At 40.9% G+C, this 16,263-nt stretch carries 16 protein-coding genes; 9 read left to right on the top strand and 7 right to left on the bottom strand.

Annotation, left to right across the window (positions count from 1 at the left end; genetic code table 11):
* Positions 1 to 316: 316 nt before the first annotated feature.
* The 3 genes from QZ407_RS09715 to QZ407_RS09705 all read right to left on the bottom strand — a co-directional run bounded on the left by QZ407_RS09715 (position 317) and on the right by QZ407_RS09705 (position 1,865).
* Complete coding sequence (locus QZ407_RS09715) at positions 317 to 1,096, bottom strand: DNA-formamidopyrimidine glycosylase family protein (RefSeq protein ID WP_295770291.1); 780 nt, start codon at positions 1,094 to 1,096, stop codon at positions 317 to 319.
* An 8-nt stretch (positions 1,097 to 1,104) separates the two neighbouring features.
* Positions 1,105 to 1,344, bottom strand: coding sequence for a hypothetical protein (locus tag QZ407_RS09710; protein ID WP_295770289.1), 240 nt, complete (start codon positions 1,342 to 1,344; stop codon positions 1,105 to 1,107).
* A 269-nt stretch (positions 1,345 to 1,613) separates the two neighbouring features.
* A complete protein-coding gene (locus tag QZ407_RS09705; RefSeq protein ID WP_295770286.1) occupies positions 1,614 to 1,865 on the bottom strand; it encodes a hypothetical protein in 252 nt (83 codons plus the stop codon).
* Positions 1,866 to 1,966: 101 nt separating this feature from the next.
* Here QZ407_RS09705 and QZ407_RS09700 point away from each other — a divergent pair, with 101 nt between their 5' ends.
* Positions 1,967 to 2,200, top strand: a complete 234-nt coding sequence (locus QZ407_RS09700) for a hypothetical protein (protein ID WP_157542664.1) — start codon at positions 1,967 to 1,969, stop codon at positions 2,198 to 2,200.
* 92 nt (positions 2,201 to 2,292) lie between these two features.
* Here the strand turns inward: QZ407_RS09700 and QZ407_RS09695 are convergent, their stop codons facing one another.
* Entirely contained in the window at positions 2,293 to 2,583 is a 291-nt protein-coding gene (locus QZ407_RS09695; protein ID WP_295770284.1) for a YciI family protein, read from the bottom strand.
* Between the two features lie 140 nt (positions 2,584 to 2,723).
* Between QZ407_RS09695 and QZ407_RS09690 the strand changes: the two genes are divergently transcribed.
* From QZ407_RS09690 to QZ407_RS09665, 6 genes are all read left to right on the top strand, one after another.
* Positions 2,724 to 3,884, top strand: a complete 1,161-nt coding sequence (locus tag QZ407_RS09690) for a galactokinase (protein WP_295770282.1) — start codon at positions 2,724 to 2,726, stop codon at positions 3,882 to 3,884.
* An 80-nt stretch (positions 3,885 to 3,964) separates the two neighbouring features.
* Positions 3,965 to 4,501: an RNA methyltransferase gene (locus tag QZ407_RS09685; RefSeq protein ID WP_295770280.1), complete on the top strand. Its 537-nt coding sequence runs from the start codon at positions 3,965 to 3,967 to the stop codon at positions 4,499 to 4,501.
* 92 nt (positions 4,502 to 4,593) lie between these two features.
* On the top strand, positions 4,594 to 4,806 hold the full coding sequence (locus tag QZ407_RS09680; protein ID WP_295770278.1) for a hypothetical protein: 213 nt from the start codon (positions 4,594 to 4,596) through the stop codon (positions 4,804 to 4,806).
* 134 nt (positions 4,807 to 4,940) lie between these two features.
* A complete protein-coding gene (mutS, locus tag QZ407_RS09675) occupies positions 4,941 to 7,580 on the top strand; it encodes a DNA mismatch repair protein MutS (protein ID WP_295770275.1) in 2,640 nt (879 codons plus the stop codon).
* A gap of 182 nt (positions 7,581 to 7,762) precedes the next feature.
* A complete protein-coding gene (locus tag QZ407_RS09670) occupies positions 7,763 to 8,245 on the top strand; it encodes a C40 family peptidase (protein WP_295770273.1) in 483 nt (160 codons plus the stop codon).
* A gap of 59 nt (positions 8,246 to 8,304) precedes the next feature.
* Positions 8,305 to 8,427: a hypothetical protein gene (locus QZ407_RS09665; RefSeq protein WP_262884876.1), complete on the top strand. Its 123-nt coding sequence runs from the start codon at positions 8,305 to 8,307 to the stop codon at positions 8,425 to 8,427.
* Here the strand turns inward: QZ407_RS09665 and QZ407_RS09660 are convergent.
* Together QZ407_RS09660 and QZ407_RS09655 are read right to left on the bottom strand one after the other, a co-directional pair.
* A complete protein-coding gene (locus QZ407_RS09660) occupies positions 8,424 to 10,328 on the bottom strand; it encodes a DUF3857 domain-containing protein (protein WP_295770269.1) in 1,905 nt (634 codons plus the stop codon). The two genes, QZ407_RS09665 and QZ407_RS09660, sit on opposite strands and share 4 nt — an antisense overlap.
* The gene (locus QZ407_RS09655; protein WP_295770266.1) at positions 10,325 to 12,301 is read right to left on the bottom strand and encodes a DUF3857 and transglutaminase domain-containing protein; all 1,977 of its coding nucleotides are present in this window, start codon (positions 12,299 to 12,301) and stop codon (positions 10,325 to 10,327) included. Before QZ407_RS09655 ends, QZ407_RS09660 begins: the two co-directional genes overlap by 4 nt.
* Positions 12,302 to 12,411: 110 nt before the next feature.
* On the opposite strand from QZ407_RS09655, the gene QZ407_RS09650 reads away from it, so the two are divergent.
* Positions 12,412 to 13,443, top strand: coding sequence for a 3'-5' exonuclease (locus QZ407_RS09650; RefSeq protein ID WP_295770263.1), 1,032 nt, complete (start codon positions 12,412 to 12,414; stop codon positions 13,441 to 13,443).
* A gap of 62 nt (positions 13,444 to 13,505) precedes the next feature.
* On the opposite strand, the gene queG is transcribed toward QZ407_RS09650, so the two are convergent.
* A complete protein-coding gene (gene queG / locus QZ407_RS09645) occupies positions 13,506 to 14,435 on the bottom strand; it encodes a tRNA epoxyqueuosine(34) reductase QueG (protein WP_295770261.1) in 930 nt (309 codons plus the stop codon).
* Between the two features lie 160 nt (positions 14,436 to 14,595).
* Between queG and QZ407_RS09640 the strand changes: the two genes are divergently transcribed.
* Positions 14,596 to 16,212, top strand: a complete 1,617-nt coding sequence (locus QZ407_RS09640; RefSeq protein WP_295770259.1) for an arylsulfatase — start codon at positions 14,596 to 14,598, stop codon at positions 16,210 to 16,212.
* Positions 16,213 to 16,263: the final 51 nt, after the last annotated feature.

The raw sequence follows: 16,263 nt of genomic DNA, 5'->3' as shown, positions 1-16,263 counted from the left end.
ACTTATACTAACCAATTATAAACCTAAATTATGAGAAGAGCTGTAGGAGAAGGGGTCGAACCTTCAAGGAGTGGTTATCTTATTGCTAAGGTTCCCATGATCTCCGCCACCGGGACAAGGAGGTGTGTTTGCCAAAGTTTCACCATCCTACAGTGTATTTGTTTCTCTTTGTTGATACAAATATAATAGTAGTTCAATTATCTTGCAAATATTATATTCATTAATTTTGTTTTTTATGAATATGTTAATTTTAAATCGATTCCATTGATAAAATGATTAAGTGGATTTTAATTTAGCACATCAAAAAATTAAAATCTCAATTATACACTTTTTGCATATCGGTAAAATAGGTTTTTCGTGATGCTAAATCCTTTTGCCTGATTGTTTCGCCCTTAGCTGTTTTGTCTTCTTTAGGTATATGAACGTTGAAAAAGTCTCTTACTTCGCCGCTTATAATATCGGGCTGTGATTTAAGTATTTCTTTTTCGGCGTGCTCAAGCACCTTCTTCAAGGATGCGTTAAACACTTTAATTACCTTATCAGGAATTTTATTAGCGGCAGAGAAAGGCGATATTTTGGCGTGATAAAAAATTTCATCAGCATAGGCATTTCCAATACCTCTTACAATTTTTTGGTCAGTTAATAGTGCTTTAACCGGCTTACGGCTCTTTGCAAATTTTTCTTTCCAAAACTTTAAGTCTACCTCTTCGTCCAGCGCGTCAGGTACATTTGATTTATCGGGGTTTAGAGTAGGCGTGGCTGCTTTTTGAAAATCTGTAAGGGCTAATCCTTTTCCGTTCTCAAAATGCATTTCAAGTATCGTAAACTTGTGCGGGTTTTCAAGCTCAAACCATTTAAGCTGTCCATGCAGCATTAAGTGAATGCCTAGTACATTACTATTGTTGAACCTGAATTGCAATGTTTTCCCATCCCGAATAACATCTTTTAACTTTGCATTGTTCAGCGCTTCACTAAGCTCATCAGTACTTACGTTAAGCTTTTTGGTTTGTATAACAACAACCTTAAGCAAAGTACAGCCTTCTAAAACTTTGGTTATGTTTTGACTGAATACTTGCAAGTCGGGTAATTCGGGCATAATGGCTTTTATTGTTTATTACGTATGCGGTTGAAAGATTTTTTGAGCATTTGCCTTATTTTAAGCCTTAGCTCGCCCGGGCAGTTTTCATCAAACAACAATTTGGGCATTACGCTACGGGTTGAGCTAACTACCGGATGGGGTGGGTGTTGCACCAAAAAGTAATTAGCGTAATTCTGCCTTTCTTTTTTGCTCGCGTCTTTAACCATGTCAGCAAAGTGCGATAGCCTTTCATAAAATGCATTCATATACAATTAGCTTATGTAATTGTAAATCAACAATTTCTAAGCCAGTGTTAATGCCCTTGATATAAAATGTTTCAACACATTTTTAACAGCAATGTAGCAGTTTATTAACAATTACTGTGGATAATTATGAATACATCGAAGCTATAGTATAAGTATCAACAGTGAAGTAAAATGGCCTAGCTACGATAAAGATTGACTCTTAATGATGCTTTTCCACAATATAATTGCAGTTTATCAGGTAAGTAAAAAAGTAGATAAGTTATAATGGATCAGCTTGCAGAACCTTTGTTTTCCCAGTGATCTTTGATGATATTTCCGTCGTTGTCTGTTTTTAATGTTCTGGCAAATCGCTGGCCTTGAACATTTCCATGTACATCTTTTTTACCCATAAACAAAAGTATGGGCCTTCCGGCTTCATCGGTTTTAAAGGCTAAATCGTAGCGTTTAAATGTTTGCTCAACCATTGTAGTTGGCTGGTAGGTTTTGTTTAAAATCTTAAGTATTTCATCGCCCAACTTCATCGTATTCTGGTATTAATGTTATGAATTACCGCTTATTTAGTAACTTATAAAACAAATAATGAGGTTGTTAGTTTAGCCTAAAACTCTTAAAACAAATTACTATGGCTAAGGCAAAAGATACTAAATCAGATTCAGGAGCAATAACAGCTTACTCTGTTAAAACAAAAACTAAAAATGTACCTATGGTTGATCCGGTTATCGACGTAAAATCAGGCAGGTACATTGCAACCGGTAAAGATGCTGATGGCAACAAAATGGCTGCTATCATGAGCAAAGCAACCGCCGAAGAGCATATCAAAAATGGTAATGCTAAAAAAGGTACAGGCTGGAGTTAATCAGCTTTGTAGTTTGAATGCCCGTTATGTAGTTTTTTGCATGCTACGTAACGGGCATTTTATTTTTATGATATCGAGATTGAGGCAATAGATCACACTATGGCTTGTTTAAAAGGTTTGACATCAATCTTCTCCCACACCTGGCCCATAACATAAGGGTCGTTTTTAAGCCATTGCTGCATTAGGTGCTCCGTTTCAAACTGTACAATCATCACCGAACCCACCATTTGATCCTGTTCGTTAAGTATAGCTCCCCCTGCAATAAAGTTATTGTTCTGTTTTAAAACTTTAACTCCCTTCAGGTGCGCCGGTCGCGCCTCCAGGCGCCTGTTAAGTGCATTGTTGTCTGTAAAATCGTAAGCGGTTACAACATATTGTTTCATATACGAGGTGCAGCTTTTAGTGGTGTACAATTAACACAATCGATTTGAATAAATATTTGGTAGTAAACCTGATAAGTATGTGTTAAAATACATTAAAATTAAGCTGCAAATGTAAAGAGCTTTTTTATTTTTGCCACACCATGACAGTAGACCAACTTAAACAACAATTTCAATCGGCATTTAACCAGCAGGCGTTAGAGACTTACTTTTGCCCTGGCCGCGTTAATTTGATTGGCGAACATATTGACTATAATGGCGGGCTAGTTATGCCTTGTGCTATAAACTTTGGCACCTGGATGCTGCTGGCGCCAAATGAAGATAATGTATTTAGGTTCAGAAGTGTAAATTTTGAAGAAACCTATGATATAGGCGTGCAGGACAGCTACGAAAAAACCGGTCGCGAGTGGTATAATTACCCGCTGGGTGTGCTTCATCACTTTGTAATTGACGGTAAGCAAGTGAAAGGGCTTGATGTACTTTATTTTGGTAATGTTCCAATTGGCTCGGGCCTTTCATCATCGGCTTCTATTGAAATTGCGACCGCATTTGCCTTCAACCAATACTTTAAAACAGGCTACTCTAAACTTGAATTAGTTAAAATGGCTAAGTCGGTTGAGAATAATTTTATTGGTCTGAGCAGTGGTATTATGGATCAGTTTGCCGTGGCTTTTGGCGAAGCCGACAAGGCGTTAATGCTTAATTGTGATACCCTTGAATACAAAGCCGTTGATGCTTACCTAGGCGATAATGTATTGGCAGTAATAAACACCAACAAGCCGCGTAAACTGGCCGAAAGCAAATACAACGAACGTGTTGAAGAATGTGCACAAGCGTTGAAAGCTTTACAACAGGAACTTAACATCAGCTACCTTTGTGATATTGACAGCGATACATTTAGCCGTCATCAGCATTTAATTACTGATGAAGTTGTGTTAAAACGTGCTAAACACGTAGTTGAAGAAAACGAGCGGGTAAAGCTGGCCGCAGATGCGCTTGCGCAGCATAACCTTGCCGAGTTTGGCCGCCTGATGTATGCTTCGCATCAATCATTGCAGCACGACTATGAGGTAAGCGGAGTTGAGCTGGATACTGCTGTAGAATATAGCAAAACAGACAGCAATGTTATTGGCGCCCGTATGACCGGTGCGGGTTTTGGCGGATGTGCCATTGCCATTGTAAAAGCAGATGCATTTGAAACATACAGCAAAAATCTGATTGATTATTATACCGCTAAAATAGGTTATGCACCTTCGGTATACGCCACCAATATCAGTAGCGGCGTACACGAGTTGGTAAATTAAAATAGGCTTTTAGTCAACTAAATAATATTTACTTTTAGTAGTCCATAGTTTTACAGCTATGGACTTTTTTATAGAACATAATGCGCAAATTAAAATTAGATGAGCTGAATCGCGTGTCGGTTGAGGAGTTCAAAGGACAATCAAAACTACCGGTTGTTATTGTTTTAGATAGTGTTCGCAGCATGCACAATGTAGGGTCAGTATTTCGTACTGGTGATGGCTTTGCCGTTGGGCATATTTGCTTATGCGGAATTACTGCGCAGCCACCTCACCGCGAAATTGAAAAAACCGCTCTTGGTGCAACCCAATCGGTAGACTGGAGCTATCACGCTGATACTACTGAGGCTATTGCTGAATTAAGAGACCTTGGTTATACCATCATAGCCATTGAGCAGGCCGAAAACAGTGTGATGTTGCATGAGTTTCAACCGGCTGCCCATCAAAAGTACGCGCTTATTTTTGGTAATGAAGTAAATGGGGTAAGCGAGGAGGCTATGGCCCAAATTGATACTTGTTTAGAAATACCCCAATTTGGCACCAAGCATTCGTTTAACATTGTGATATCAGCTGGCATAGTATTATGGGATTTTATGGCCAAAATAAAGCTGAATAAGTAGACATCTGTTAAGTGAAGGCTATTAAAGAAGGCGTTTGAAAACCGTTTGAGCAAATCGGAAAACATATATTAAAAAATTGATGTATTAGTAACATGACAATTCCCTTTATAGAACTAACAGATAAAAATGATCGTCCGGCTTTAATCAACGTAAATAACATTACGTCTGTTGTGGTTTACACCACGCCTAATGAAGAGGTGCATGTTTATGTAATTGGTGACAAAGAATCATACGTAACCGTTAAAGAAAACTATGACGAAGTAAAACGTAAAATTGCTATGGTTACCGGCGGGGGCGTTTATTAGAATTGGCATACTTAATGCCCGCTTGAATAACATAATTAATCACTAAGTCTTCACACTTTAATAAATTTTCAACACCCTCCGCCAAATCGTCGTTAAACGCTTAATTTTACCCTCTTAATTAAAAAGGATAACGCTTGGGCAAGTCTGCAACCAAAGAAACGCCGCTGATGCAGCAGTACAATCAAATCAAGGCAAAATATCCGGGTGCCTTGTTGCTGTTTAGGGTAGGCGATTTTTACGAAACGTTTGGCGAGGATGCTGTAAAGGCCGCCGGTATATTAGGCATTGTGCTTACCAAGCGTGCTAATGGCTCAGCATCACACATTGAGCTGGCCGGCTTTCCACATCATTCGCTCGAAACTTATTTGCCTAAGCTAGTACGCGCTGGCCAGCGCGTAGCCATTTGCGATCAGCTCGAAGATCCCAAGATGACCAAAACCATCGTTAAGCGGGGTGTAACAGAGTTGGTAACGCCGGGTGTAGCCGTTAGTGACAACATACTGCAGCAAAAAAGCAATAATTACCTGGCATCGCTCTATTTTGAGAAAAACAGCCTGGGTATTGCACTGATTGATATTTCAACCGGTGAGTTTTTAACTGCACAGGGTAACGCCGATTATATTGATAAATTACTGCAATCTTTCAGTCCCAGTGAGGTAATCTACCCAAAAAGCTGCAAACGCGATTTTTTTGAAAAATTTGGCGATCGTTATTATACCTATACACTTGACGAGTGGCCTTACAGCGGCGATTATGCCTATGAAACACTTACCAAGCACTTTGGTGTAAAATCTTTAAAAGGTTTCGGTATAGAAAAACTCGGGTTGGGCATTGTAGCTGCAGGTGTGGCACTGCATTACTTGAACGAAACCGAGCACCGCAATTTACAGCATATTAGCGCCATAAGCCGTATTGAAGAAGACCGCTACTTATGGCTCGACCGTTTCAGCATACGCAACCTCGAGCTGGTGGGTTCATCAAACGATAACGCCATGACGCTGGTTGATGTGCTTGACCATACGTGCTCACCAATGGGAGCCCGCCTGCTGCGCCGCTGGATAGTGATGCCTCTAAAGGAACTCAAACCTATCAATGACAGGTTAAACGTTGTACAGCACCTTATTGATCATGAAGAGCTGCGTAATGAATTGCAGAGCTGCATACGTCAGGTAGGCGATTTGGAACGGCTAATTAGCAAAATAGGATTACAAAAAGCTAACCCGCGCGAGGTTTGCCAGTTGCGCAAAGCTTTGCAGGCTATAAGCAATATACGTACGCTTTGCTTAGGCACTGGCAGTGACGATGCTAACGTTATAACCAAGCCAAACGACGCCCTGATGGCCATCGGCAATCAGCTAAACCCTTGCGAATACATTTGCGAAAAAATTGGTAATGAGTTAAACGCAGAGCCACCGGTACAACTGGTAAAAGGTGGTGTGATGGCCGAAGGTATTCATGATGAGCTTGACCGCCTGCGCAAAATCGCTTTCGGGGGTAAGGGTTATTTGCTTGAAATTCAAAAGCGCGAAGCCGAGCTTACGGGTATACCATCATTAAAAGTTGCATTTAACAACGTATTTGGTTACTACCTTGAGGTTACCCACTCGCACCGTGATAAGGTACCAACTGATTGGATACGCAAGCAAACGCTTGTAAACGCCGAGCGCTATATCACTCCCGAACTTAAAGAATACGAAGAACAAATTTTGGGTGCCGAAGAGAAAATACTTGCTCTTGAAACCCAATTATACAATGATTTGCTGTATTCGCTTACCGAGTATATTAAGCCTATACAGCTTAACGCGCAGCTAATAGCCCGTTTAGATGTGTTGTTGAACTTTGCAACAGTATCTATCAGAAACTACTACGTAAAGCCTCAGATGAACGATGGGCTGCTCATTGATATTAAAGGAGGGCGCCATCCAGTAATTGAAAAGAATTTGCCGGTGGGTGAAGAATACATTACCAATGACGTTTACCTGGATTCTGACAGTCAGCAAATCATCATTATTACCGGTCCGAACATGGCGGGTAAGTCGGCTTTATTGAGGCAAACCGGTTTAATTGTATTGTTGGCGCAAATGGGCTGCTTTGTACCCGCAAAGCATGCGCAAATTGGTTTGGTTGATAAAATATTCACCAGGGTAGGGGCATCTGATAACCTTTCATCCGGCGAATCGACCTTTATGGTGGAGATGAACGAAACTGCCAGCATCCTGAACAATTTAAGCAACCGTAGTTTAATTCTTCTTGATGAGATTGGCCGGGGTACTTCAACTTATGATGGTATATCCATTGCCTGGGCTATTTCAGAGTACTTGCATAACCATCCAACGGCCAAAGCAAAAACTCTTTTTGCTACTCACTACCATGAGTTAAACGAGCTTACCAATATGTTTAGCCGTATAAAAAACTTCAACGTTACGGTAAAGGAAGTTGGCAATCAAATCATTTTTTTGCGTAAACTGGTGCCCGGCGGCAGTGAGCATAGCTTTGGTATACATGTTGCAAAACTAGCCGGTATGCCTGCCAAAGTATTAGCCCGAGCTAACGAAATATTGAAAAAGCTGGAAGCCGAACGTACCGGGGGTGAGGATATCAAGGAAAGTATTAAGAAAGTGCAGAAGCAGGCCATGCAGCTGCAAATGTTTTCGATTGATGACCCGATACTGGTTAAAATACGCGACATGCTGAACAACCTTGATGTAAATACCCTAACCCCGGTTGAAGCATTGATGAAGCTGGACGAGATTCAGAGACTGATTAAAAGTTAATTATTCAGGTAAGGCATTGTGCCGCTTTTTGAAGTAACAACAGCTTGTCTTGGTTTCTTGCTCTTGTCTCTTGGTTCAATAATATCTACCTTTAACTTATGCTATTGAAAAATTACTCCCGGTTAATTTGGATGTTGTTATTGGCTTGCGTGGCATTTACCTCTTGTAAATCTAAGAGGGCCGTGCTTAAAGGCTCGCCCGGCGATGTGGTTAAACCGCAAGCATTTATTGCCGATAAGTATGCCGAAATGATGAACGTTGATACCCGCGACATTACCAACGGAAGGCTATACAGTTTTATTGACCAGTGGTATGGTACGCCATACAAATTTGCAGGTCTTGATCATAACGGTGTTGATTGTTCGGGCTTTACTTATTTACTGCAGCAAGAGGTTTATGGCATCAACATACCACGTAACACGGGCAAGCAAATCAATGTAATTAAACGTAAATACGAAGAAGAGTTGCGCGAAGGTGATTTGGTTTTCTTTGATTTTGACGGGCGAAAATTCAGCCATGTAGGCGTATACCTTCAAAACGGGTATGTAGTACACGCAAGTACCCGCCGCGGCGTGATGATTGTAAGGCTTAAAGACCCGTCGATGTATAAATATTTTTCTCGCGGCGGTTCCATTGAAGGAACCAATTTGGCACAAAACGAATAGATACTGCAATGAAAAAGCCCCGCCTGTAAAGCGGGGCTTTTCTGTATATTTGCGTGCTCATGCAAAAGCAAAAACAAGATTATACTTTTTGGACTAAGTACAAGCAGTTTGCAGGTAATGAAATTATGCTTTACGTAATTATGGTTGTGGGAACCATCTTGGGCATAATTATATTCAGTTAATTCTTTACCAGCGCAACTTTATAATTGTCAGCATCGGCAATTGCCTGAAAGAAGTCAACTAACTCCTGGTATTGTTCTTTAGGGTACACACCGTCCAGCACCTCAAGTTTACGCTTATAAACAACCTGGTTACCAACTTTAACGGCTGTTGCCGTAAAAGTTCCGAATGGTTTCTTCAAGTTAACTAATAGTGGTTTACTATCAAGTTTAAAGCCTTCAGGTACGTTATAAGTAATCTCGTCAATATCAGTATACCCGCGGTTTATGTATACGTTAGTTGTTCGGTTTTTAACCTCACGTGGAACATTGGTGCGCCTGTTGGCCAGGTTGGCCATGAAGTAATATGTGTTGCCTGCCTGCGAGGCATAGTCTCTTGCACTAAACTTTATGGTTTCGTTATTTACGGGCTTTAAGTTTTTAACCGCTTTTAGTTGAAGATTTTCAATCTCCAGATTATTTATGCCGTAATTTTTCTTCGTGTTTTTTATCTCCTCGTTTATATCTCCCGGGTTTACAGGGCGGTTATCAAACTTCCATCCATCAAATATGGTGGTCATACTGCCCGCCAATTCGCCATCAGGTTTAAGCTCAAGTACAGCCTTCCTGATCTGGGTACTTTCCTGGGCACTATACTTGGGTGTACGCATCAGCTTTCCACCCTCGGCAGTGCACGCTAAAACTCTACGGTCATCAGTAAAATCACCCAAATAGCCAAACGGACTATCCTGCCTGGTACATTCCAGCCAGGTGGTATCATTTTTAAATGGCAGGCACAGTATAATATGGTTGCCTTGTGCAACGCTTGCAAAGTCGGGCATCAGGTCTCGCTTTAGGTCGCCTGCCTCAACTATGCAATAGTATGATGGTATATCAGCCGCCGCCAGTAAAGCCTGAGTGTAATTTACCAGGCCTTTACAATCGCCATAACTTAAAGCATCTACATCTGCGGCGGTAAATGGCTGCAATCCGCCAATCCCAACCTGTATGCTTACATACCGGCTTTTACGTTGCATGTATTCATAAATGGCCTTTGCTTTCAACTTCTGATCTTTTATAGTATCGGTAAGGCTTTTAATGTTTTGTACTGTTGCAGGTGGTAATGTGGCTCTCCCGGCCAGTAGTTTGTCATAAACCCATTTGCCAAGTTCATTCCAATTTGTAAATGACCCCTCGTACCCTAAATAATTGAATTTTTGAGGCACTACCTTTACTATAGGCTGGTACATCTCGGGGTGAGGCCCAAAGGGCTCGCTACGTATAGCTTTTACGTTAGCTACCTCCCATGTGTAAGTTTTAAGCCCCTTTTCGGTAATGCTTTCTTTAGGTGCTCCGGCGTAGTTTAATTGCTTGTACCGAATAATAAAATCGGGCTTACATATAAAAGTATAAGTACTTTTTTCAATAGCTGTACCAACCTCTGTAATTGGTTTCCAGTCGCCAACATTTAATGATTGCTTTGAAGATATTTCAAACTCATAGTCTATAGTGTAAGGGTAGTTTACAACTGCCGGCTTATAGTACTTAATTCGGTTGTCAGTAAACATTGAAAAACCATCGTATGAGCTGTAATCATTAAAGTTACGTTCACTGAATTGACTTACCGCCTTTCCAAATTCATCATATACGGTGCCTTTTATATTTTTTATACGGCGATTTTTGTCGTACCATATTTCAATACCCGCGTTAGTATCACCGTTTTTGTTCAGCACCGTAACTACCTCGTGATGCTTGTAAATAGAGGTGTTTAAATCTTTCACCTCAGAGGTTATTTCCATATTGCGTATTACAGCGCTTGCATAAGGCAAAAGTTCTTTGGGTATGGTTGAAGCTTCGTACTTGTTTTGGGCAGCACCTGCAAATCCGGTCAATAAAATACCGGTAATCAGTATATACTTAATCATGATTTTTTTCTGAAAATGATATCTGATTTTTGCTCTTGTATTATTTTGTTGAATAATTCTTTTAAATAAGGATACTCATCAGAAGAGTAGATGGCGTTATTAAGCTGTATAACATGCGAGAACGTAAATGTAGTGGACTGTGAATCAAAAGCTGTTAAAAAGCGTCCTCCGCTGTTAGGTAGCCCTAACGATACGCCCTTAGGTGGGTTTTCAATTTCGTACCCTTCAGGCAAATGCATGGTTAGGATAACCTTTGTATCTGATTGTGCACCCCAGTCAACCGGGTAAGTACGTTCGGCAAGTTTGAAAGGGTTTTCTGAAATTTGGTTTAAAAAGAAAGGATTGAACGCCATGCGATTGTTGTTCATGTTGTCAAATAAATTTATCTCCACTTCATAAACCTCGCTTAGTGGCAAATCTAAACTGTCAACATTTAAAACCTCTGCTTTTAAAATTTTGAGCTTGGTGTTTTTTTCATCCAGATTTTCCACATACTCGTCAATGCTGTTGAATTTCTTGATGGCCTTACGTTTGCTAAGCGCTTCATAACCCATCGAAAAGTTTTTGATTACGCCTGTCAGCTTTCCGTTTGGCTGCAGGGTAAGATCCATAGCATAAGTGCGTGCCCATTTCTGCGAAGCCTTCATGTCAATCCAATACGATGGCTTATTTAGGCTCATTACCCTTCCCTGGTCATTAAGGCAGCGTTCGGGCAGCATGCCAAACGGCAAATAAGGTTCTGTGGCATCAAGCAGGTAAGTTTTGTTGTTAACGTTAACTTTGGCCACTACATAGTTAAAGCCGCCCACTACGGGGTAAAGTTTATTAATAAAGCCATGATCGCGCGTGGCAAGTATAACAGCTTCTGTGTTTAAGCCGGCAGCATTAAGTGCTGTAACCAAACCTAAGTTTATATCAGCAACGCTTCCTGAGTGGGTGTCAAGTGCTTTTCTTACGCCATTGTCTGACCATATGCCATAAATGTTATTACACTTTACGTTTTTTTGAAAGTAGGCGTATATAGCCCTGGCTTTTGAAAGGCTGTCAGTAGCGCCGGTTAGTATCAACGGAAGCTTATCTTTAAAAACACCCGATTTTTTAAGCTGACTACCAAAGCTGTCGCTTTGCTTCAAACTCTTATCAATATCGGTCCATGTTTGGGTTTTAACGTGTTTAGTGCCGTCATAAGGGTCAACGTAATCGTTAAGCTCAAAATCAATTGCGGCAATGAAGTTTTTAGGCGACGTCATATGATCTTCCTCAATAAATGCCGGAACATCGGCCATCCCAAATACCAGTTTTGAGCAATCGGACTTGCTGCCTCTCACCTGGAAACATTCACGCTCTAAATCGCCGGTATTTTTTGTGAGCTTTAAAGGGCCGACCAAAGTAGCTTTGAAATTGAAGAATCCGGGTATGTGTACTTCATACTCCGAATTTATTTTAGGTATATCCGTTTGAAAGGTCCAGTCTTTCATGTTAAGCGTGTACGGCGATTCAATAGTATATTTATACTCAATTATACAACCATCGCGCAGACCGGGCATAGCAAACTTTACTACATCCCAATACTTGTTTTTATTTTCCCTGATGATGTTTGAGGCGTTAAATGCCAGGCGTTGTACACCACCGTTATCATCAGTATAAAAGGTTACCGCTTCAATGTCACGTACGCGCTCAAAGCTGTTGTTATCACTTTTATACAGTGGTATTTCGATGTTTCCTTTGTCAAAGGCTTTGCTGTTGAAGATTTTGATTTTAATATGGTATTCGTGAATCAGCGGTATTCCGTCGCCGCTGCTTATCCAGCTTTTTCCAAATTCATTGAGTACAACGGCGTTGGCTGTTTTGTCTTTTTCGTAAGCTTTAAGGCTCATTTCCTCAACGGTAAAGTTGCCAAAAGGAAAATCACTGGCTAAAACGGGCGTATGCATTAATACAACACCCAATGCCAAGAGCAGGAGTTTTTTCATTGTGAAAAGATCAGGTCAATTATTATTGTAAATAAGTTGCCATAAATATAAAAACTTAATGTCGAAACTTTAAAGCTTTTCCCGACCTTTGCCACAAAGCATTTTATATAATGAAGCTGAATTTAAAACGCCCGCTTGCCTTTTTTGATATTGAAGCCACCGGTACCAACTTAGGTGTTGACCGTATAATTGAAATGGCAGTTATAAAATTATTGCCAGATGGAACTGAAGAAAGCAAGGTATGGGTTTTAAATCCGGAGATGGCTATACCGCTTGAGGTGTCATTAATTCATGGCTTTTATGATGATGACGTAAAAGGCAAGCCGGTATTTAAAAGTGTGGCTGCCGAAGTAGCTGAATTTCTTGATGACTGTGATTTGGCTGGTTATAATTCAAACAAGTTTGATATACCTATGCTGGTTGAAGAGTTTTTACGCGCCGGGGTAGCATTTGATTTAAAAGGCAGGCACTTTGTTGATGTGCAAAACATTTTTCATCAAATGGAGCAACGCACCTTGAAAGCTGCTTACCAGTTTTATTGCAATAAAGAAATACAAAATGCGCACTCGGCCGAGGCCGATACACGTGCCACTATGGAAGTATTACTTGCACAGGTTGACCGTTATAAGGATACCGAGTTTATTGATAAAAAAGGTAATAAAACTATACCCGTACAAAATGAAGTAGCTGCGTTACATGAGTTTACAAACTTGCAGCGCGCTGTAGACTTTGTTGGCCGTATGGTTTACAATGAAGCAGGCGAAGAGTTGTTTAACTTTGGTAAGCATAAAGGTAAACGTGTTGAAGACGTATTTGACGTGGAACCGAGCTACTACGCATGGATGATGAACGGTGACTTTCCTTTGTACACCAAGCAAAAGCTTAAGGAAATATATGAGCGCTGGACGGCCACTAAAGCCACCCGCCCGCAGCAGCCTAAATCAACGCAATCTCAACAACAGCCGGCTGGTTCAGGTAATGTAGATAAAAAGCCTTTTCAGCAAAAGCCGTTTAATAAGCAACCATTTAACAATAACCGCCCACAACAGCAACAGCAGCGTCCTTTTAAAAAGGATGAACCAGCCAAACCTGTAGACGGGGATATGTTGCAGGCATTGGCAAATAAGTTTAAAAAGAGTTAAAAAAACAAATATTTAGTATGATGATAATTCTGTAAAAGCATCTTATCATCATACTAATTTAATTATCCCAAAAACTCAATATTTCTTTTAAGTCCCGAGTATTTGGTACGTTTTACCGCTGATTTTTTAAAAACCGCCTGAAATGTCTCCTGGGTAATTTCCTGCCAGTCGCGGCGGCTCATCTCCAAAAGATCGGGGTGTGGCGTAAAGGCCGGTTCGTTATGGGGTAGCGAAAAACGGTTCCAGGGGCAAACGTTTTGGCATACATCACAGCCAAACATCCAATCGTCGGTTTTTCCTTTAAATTCTTCAGGAATGTTATTTTTTAGCTCAATAGTAAGGTATGATATACACCGGCTGCCATCAACCACGTAAGGAGCTACAATTGCATCAGTAGGGCAGGCATCTATGCAACGGGTGCAGGTGCCGCAATGGTCGGTAGTAGGGGCAACGTCATAAGCCAGTTCCGCATCTACAATTAGTTCGGCCAAAAAAAAGAACGAGCCATTTTTTTTGTTGATAAGGTTGGCGTTTTTACCCACCCAGCCAAGGCCCGCACGTTGCGCCCAAGCCTTGTCAAGCACCGGGGCCGAATCAACAAAAGCCCTTCCGCCAACATCACCAATATTTTCCTGAATGAAGTATAGTAGCTCCTTCAGTTTATCTTTAATTACGTCATGGTAATCCATTCCGTAAGCATACTTGGAAATTTTGGGCGCCAGCAGATCGGTCTGCTGCTTATCGGTATAATAATTTAGGGCAAGCGATATTACTGAACGGGCACCATCTACCAGTAAACGCGGATCAAGACGTTTATCAAAGTAGTTCTCCATGTATTGCATCTCGCCATGCCTGCCCTGTTTAAGCCAGTTTTCTAGTCGGGGTGCCTCTTCTTCTAAAAAATCTGCTTTGGCAATACCGCAAAACATAAAGCCAAGGCGTTTTGCCTCATCCTTAATTAATTGACTGTATTTAAGCAAATTTTGATTCACAAATGCAAAGATAAGCAATTAAATATGCGCCGGTATTGTATAAGAGTGTGAGCTGCCACAATACGCTACCCTGATGCCATCCTGCTCTTAACTGCTTTAATTTAAAAGATTATTCAATTGGCTATATTTACACTAAGCCAATTTTCAACTCAACCTTTATATGAACTTTATTAAAGCTACTTTAATTTTTCCTGCATTAGTACTTGGTTTTTATCACGCACATGCGCAAAGAAAGCATGTGGTTGCAAAAAGGCCTAATATCATAATTATACTGGCCGACGATATGGGCTACTCAGACATTGGTTGTTTTGGCTCAGAAACGCAAACGCCCAACCTTGACCGTATGGCTAAAACAGGTTTGGTAATGACGCAGTTTTATAACGCATCAAGATGTTGCCCTTCAAGAGCATCGTTGTTAACAGGGCTATACCAGCATCAGGCAGGAGTAGGTGATATGGTTAACCACCGGGTTGAGCCTGCGTATCAAGGGTGGCTCAACAATAATTGTGTAACCATTGCCGAAGTACTCAAAGGGGCTGGTTACAATACTTATATGGCAGGTAAGTGGCATGTGGGCACAGCACCTAGCAGGTGGCCGGTTAACAGGGGCTTCGATCATCATTTTGGTTTAATTGATGGTGCGGGCAGCTATTTTGATCCAACAAATCCGTACCGGCCGAATCAAAAATTAACTATTGCTTTAGATGATCAGTCGTACGTGCCACAAAAAGGATTTTATGCAACAGATGCATATGCCGATTATGCGGTAAAGTATATTAAAGACAACAAGCAAAGTGGGAAGCCTTTCTTTTTGTACATGGCGTTTACTACCCCGCACTGGCCATTACACGCACTGCCTGCCGATGTTGCAAAGTATAAAGGTAAGTATAAGGCCGGCTGGGATAAGCTTCGCCTGCAACGCTTTAATCGGATGAAGCAGTTGGGCATTATTAATAGTACAACCGCACTGTCTCCCCGTGACAGCAAAATACCTGATTGGAACTCACTTACAGATGCCGAAAAAATGGTTTGGGATGATAAAATGGCGGTGTACGCAGCCATGATTGACCGCATGGACCAGAATATTGGCCGCATTAAACAGGCGTTACGCGAAAGCGGTGAGGAAAACAATACCGTAATTATGTTCCTGTCAGACAACGGCGCAAGCAGTGAAAGCATTAAAGGGCCGGGCTTCACTCCTGAAATGCTTGCTGCCAACCAAAAATTGTCAAGCGACCCATCATCTTTTACCGCTTACGGTTTTGAGGGAGCCAACGTGAGTAACACACCATTAACGCTTTTTAAACACTGGGTTTACGAGGGTGGTACAGCAACGCCTTTTATAGTAAGTTATCCGGCAGTAATTAAAAAGCATATAGAAAGTAAGCAGCCGGGTCACCTTGTTGATTTAATGGCTACCTGTGTTGATTTATCCGGCGCTAAATATCCGTCAACTTACAAAGGCAATTCAATTAAGCCAACCGAAGGTATAAGCCTGTTGCCTGTAATAAAAGGTAAGCCTTGGAAAGGTCATGATGCTCTTTTTTGGGAGCATGAAGGCAATAGGGCGGTTAGGCAGGGCAGTTGGAAACTTGTATCTGATTATCCTGCTAATAAATGGCATTTATATAATATAGCTGAAGATCGCTCTGAGCAAAATGATTTATCAGTAAAGTACCCCGAGAAAGTAAAAAAGCTTGAGCAATTATACAATAATTGGTCAAACCGTATTGGAGTTGTGCCTTTCGAAAAGTTGAGTAAATCAAAAAGTGAATAACTAAAAAAAACTTTCAATAAGTTTTGAAAGTTTAATAAGTATTGATACATT

The organism is uncultured Mucilaginibacter sp., assembly GCF_913773635.1.
Taxonomy (GTDB): Bacteria; Bacteroidota; Bacteroidia; order Sphingobacteriales; family Sphingobacteriaceae; genus Mucilaginibacter.
Note: the sequence above shows the minus strand (reverse complement) of the source record. Positions and strands in the feature narration are given on the sequence as shown.

Bases quoted from the DNA above. Each gene is read 5' to 3' on its own strand.
- QZ407_RS09715 (WP_295770291.1), bottom strand. From the start codon at position 1,096: ATGCCCGAATTACCCGACTTGCAAGTATTCAGTCAAAACATAACCAAA.
- QZ407_RS09710 (WP_295770289.1), bottom strand. From the start codon at position 1,344: ATGAATGCATTTTATGAAAGGCTATCGCACTTTGCTGACATGGTTAAA.
- QZ407_RS09705 (WP_295770286.1), bottom strand. From the start codon at position 1,865: ATGAAGTTGGGCGATGAAATACTTAAGATTTTAAACAAAACCTACCAG.
- QZ407_RS09700 (WP_157542664.1), top strand. From the start codon at position 1,967: ATGGCTAAGGCAAAAGATACTAAATCAGATTCAGGAGCAATAACAGCT.
- QZ407_RS09695 (WP_295770284.1), bottom strand. From the start codon at position 2,583: ATGAAACAATATGTTGTAACCGCTTACGATTTTACAGACAACAATGCA.
- QZ407_RS09690 (WP_295770282.1), top strand. From the start codon at position 2,724: ATGACAGTAGACCAACTTAAACAACAATTTCAATCGGCATTTAACCAG.
- QZ407_RS09685 (WP_295770280.1), top strand. From the start codon at position 3,965: ATGCGCAAATTAAAATTAGATGAGCTGAATCGCGTGTCGGTTGAGGAG.
- QZ407_RS09680 (WP_295770278.1), top strand. From the start codon at position 4,594: ATGACAATTCCCTTTATAGAACTAACAGATAAAAATGATCGTCCGGCT.
- QZ407_RS09665 (WP_262884876.1), top strand. From the start codon at position 8,305: ATGCAAAAGCAAAAACAAGATTATACTTTTTGGACTAAGTACAAGCAG.
- QZ407_RS09660 (WP_295770269.1), bottom strand. From the start codon at position 10,328: ATGATTAAGTATATACTGATTACCGGTATTTTATTGACCGGATTTGCA.
- QZ407_RS09655 (WP_295770266.1), bottom strand. From the start codon at position 12,301: ATGAAAAAACTCCTGCTCTTGGCATTGGGTGTTGTATTAATGCATACG.
- QZ407_RS09650 (WP_295770263.1), top strand. From the start codon at position 12,412: ATGAAGCTGAATTTAAAACGCCCGCTTGCCTTTTTTGATATTGAAGCC.
- QZ407_RS09640 (WP_295770259.1), top strand. From the start codon at position 14,596: ATGAACTTTATTAAAGCTACTTTAATTTTTCCTGCATTAGTACTTGGT.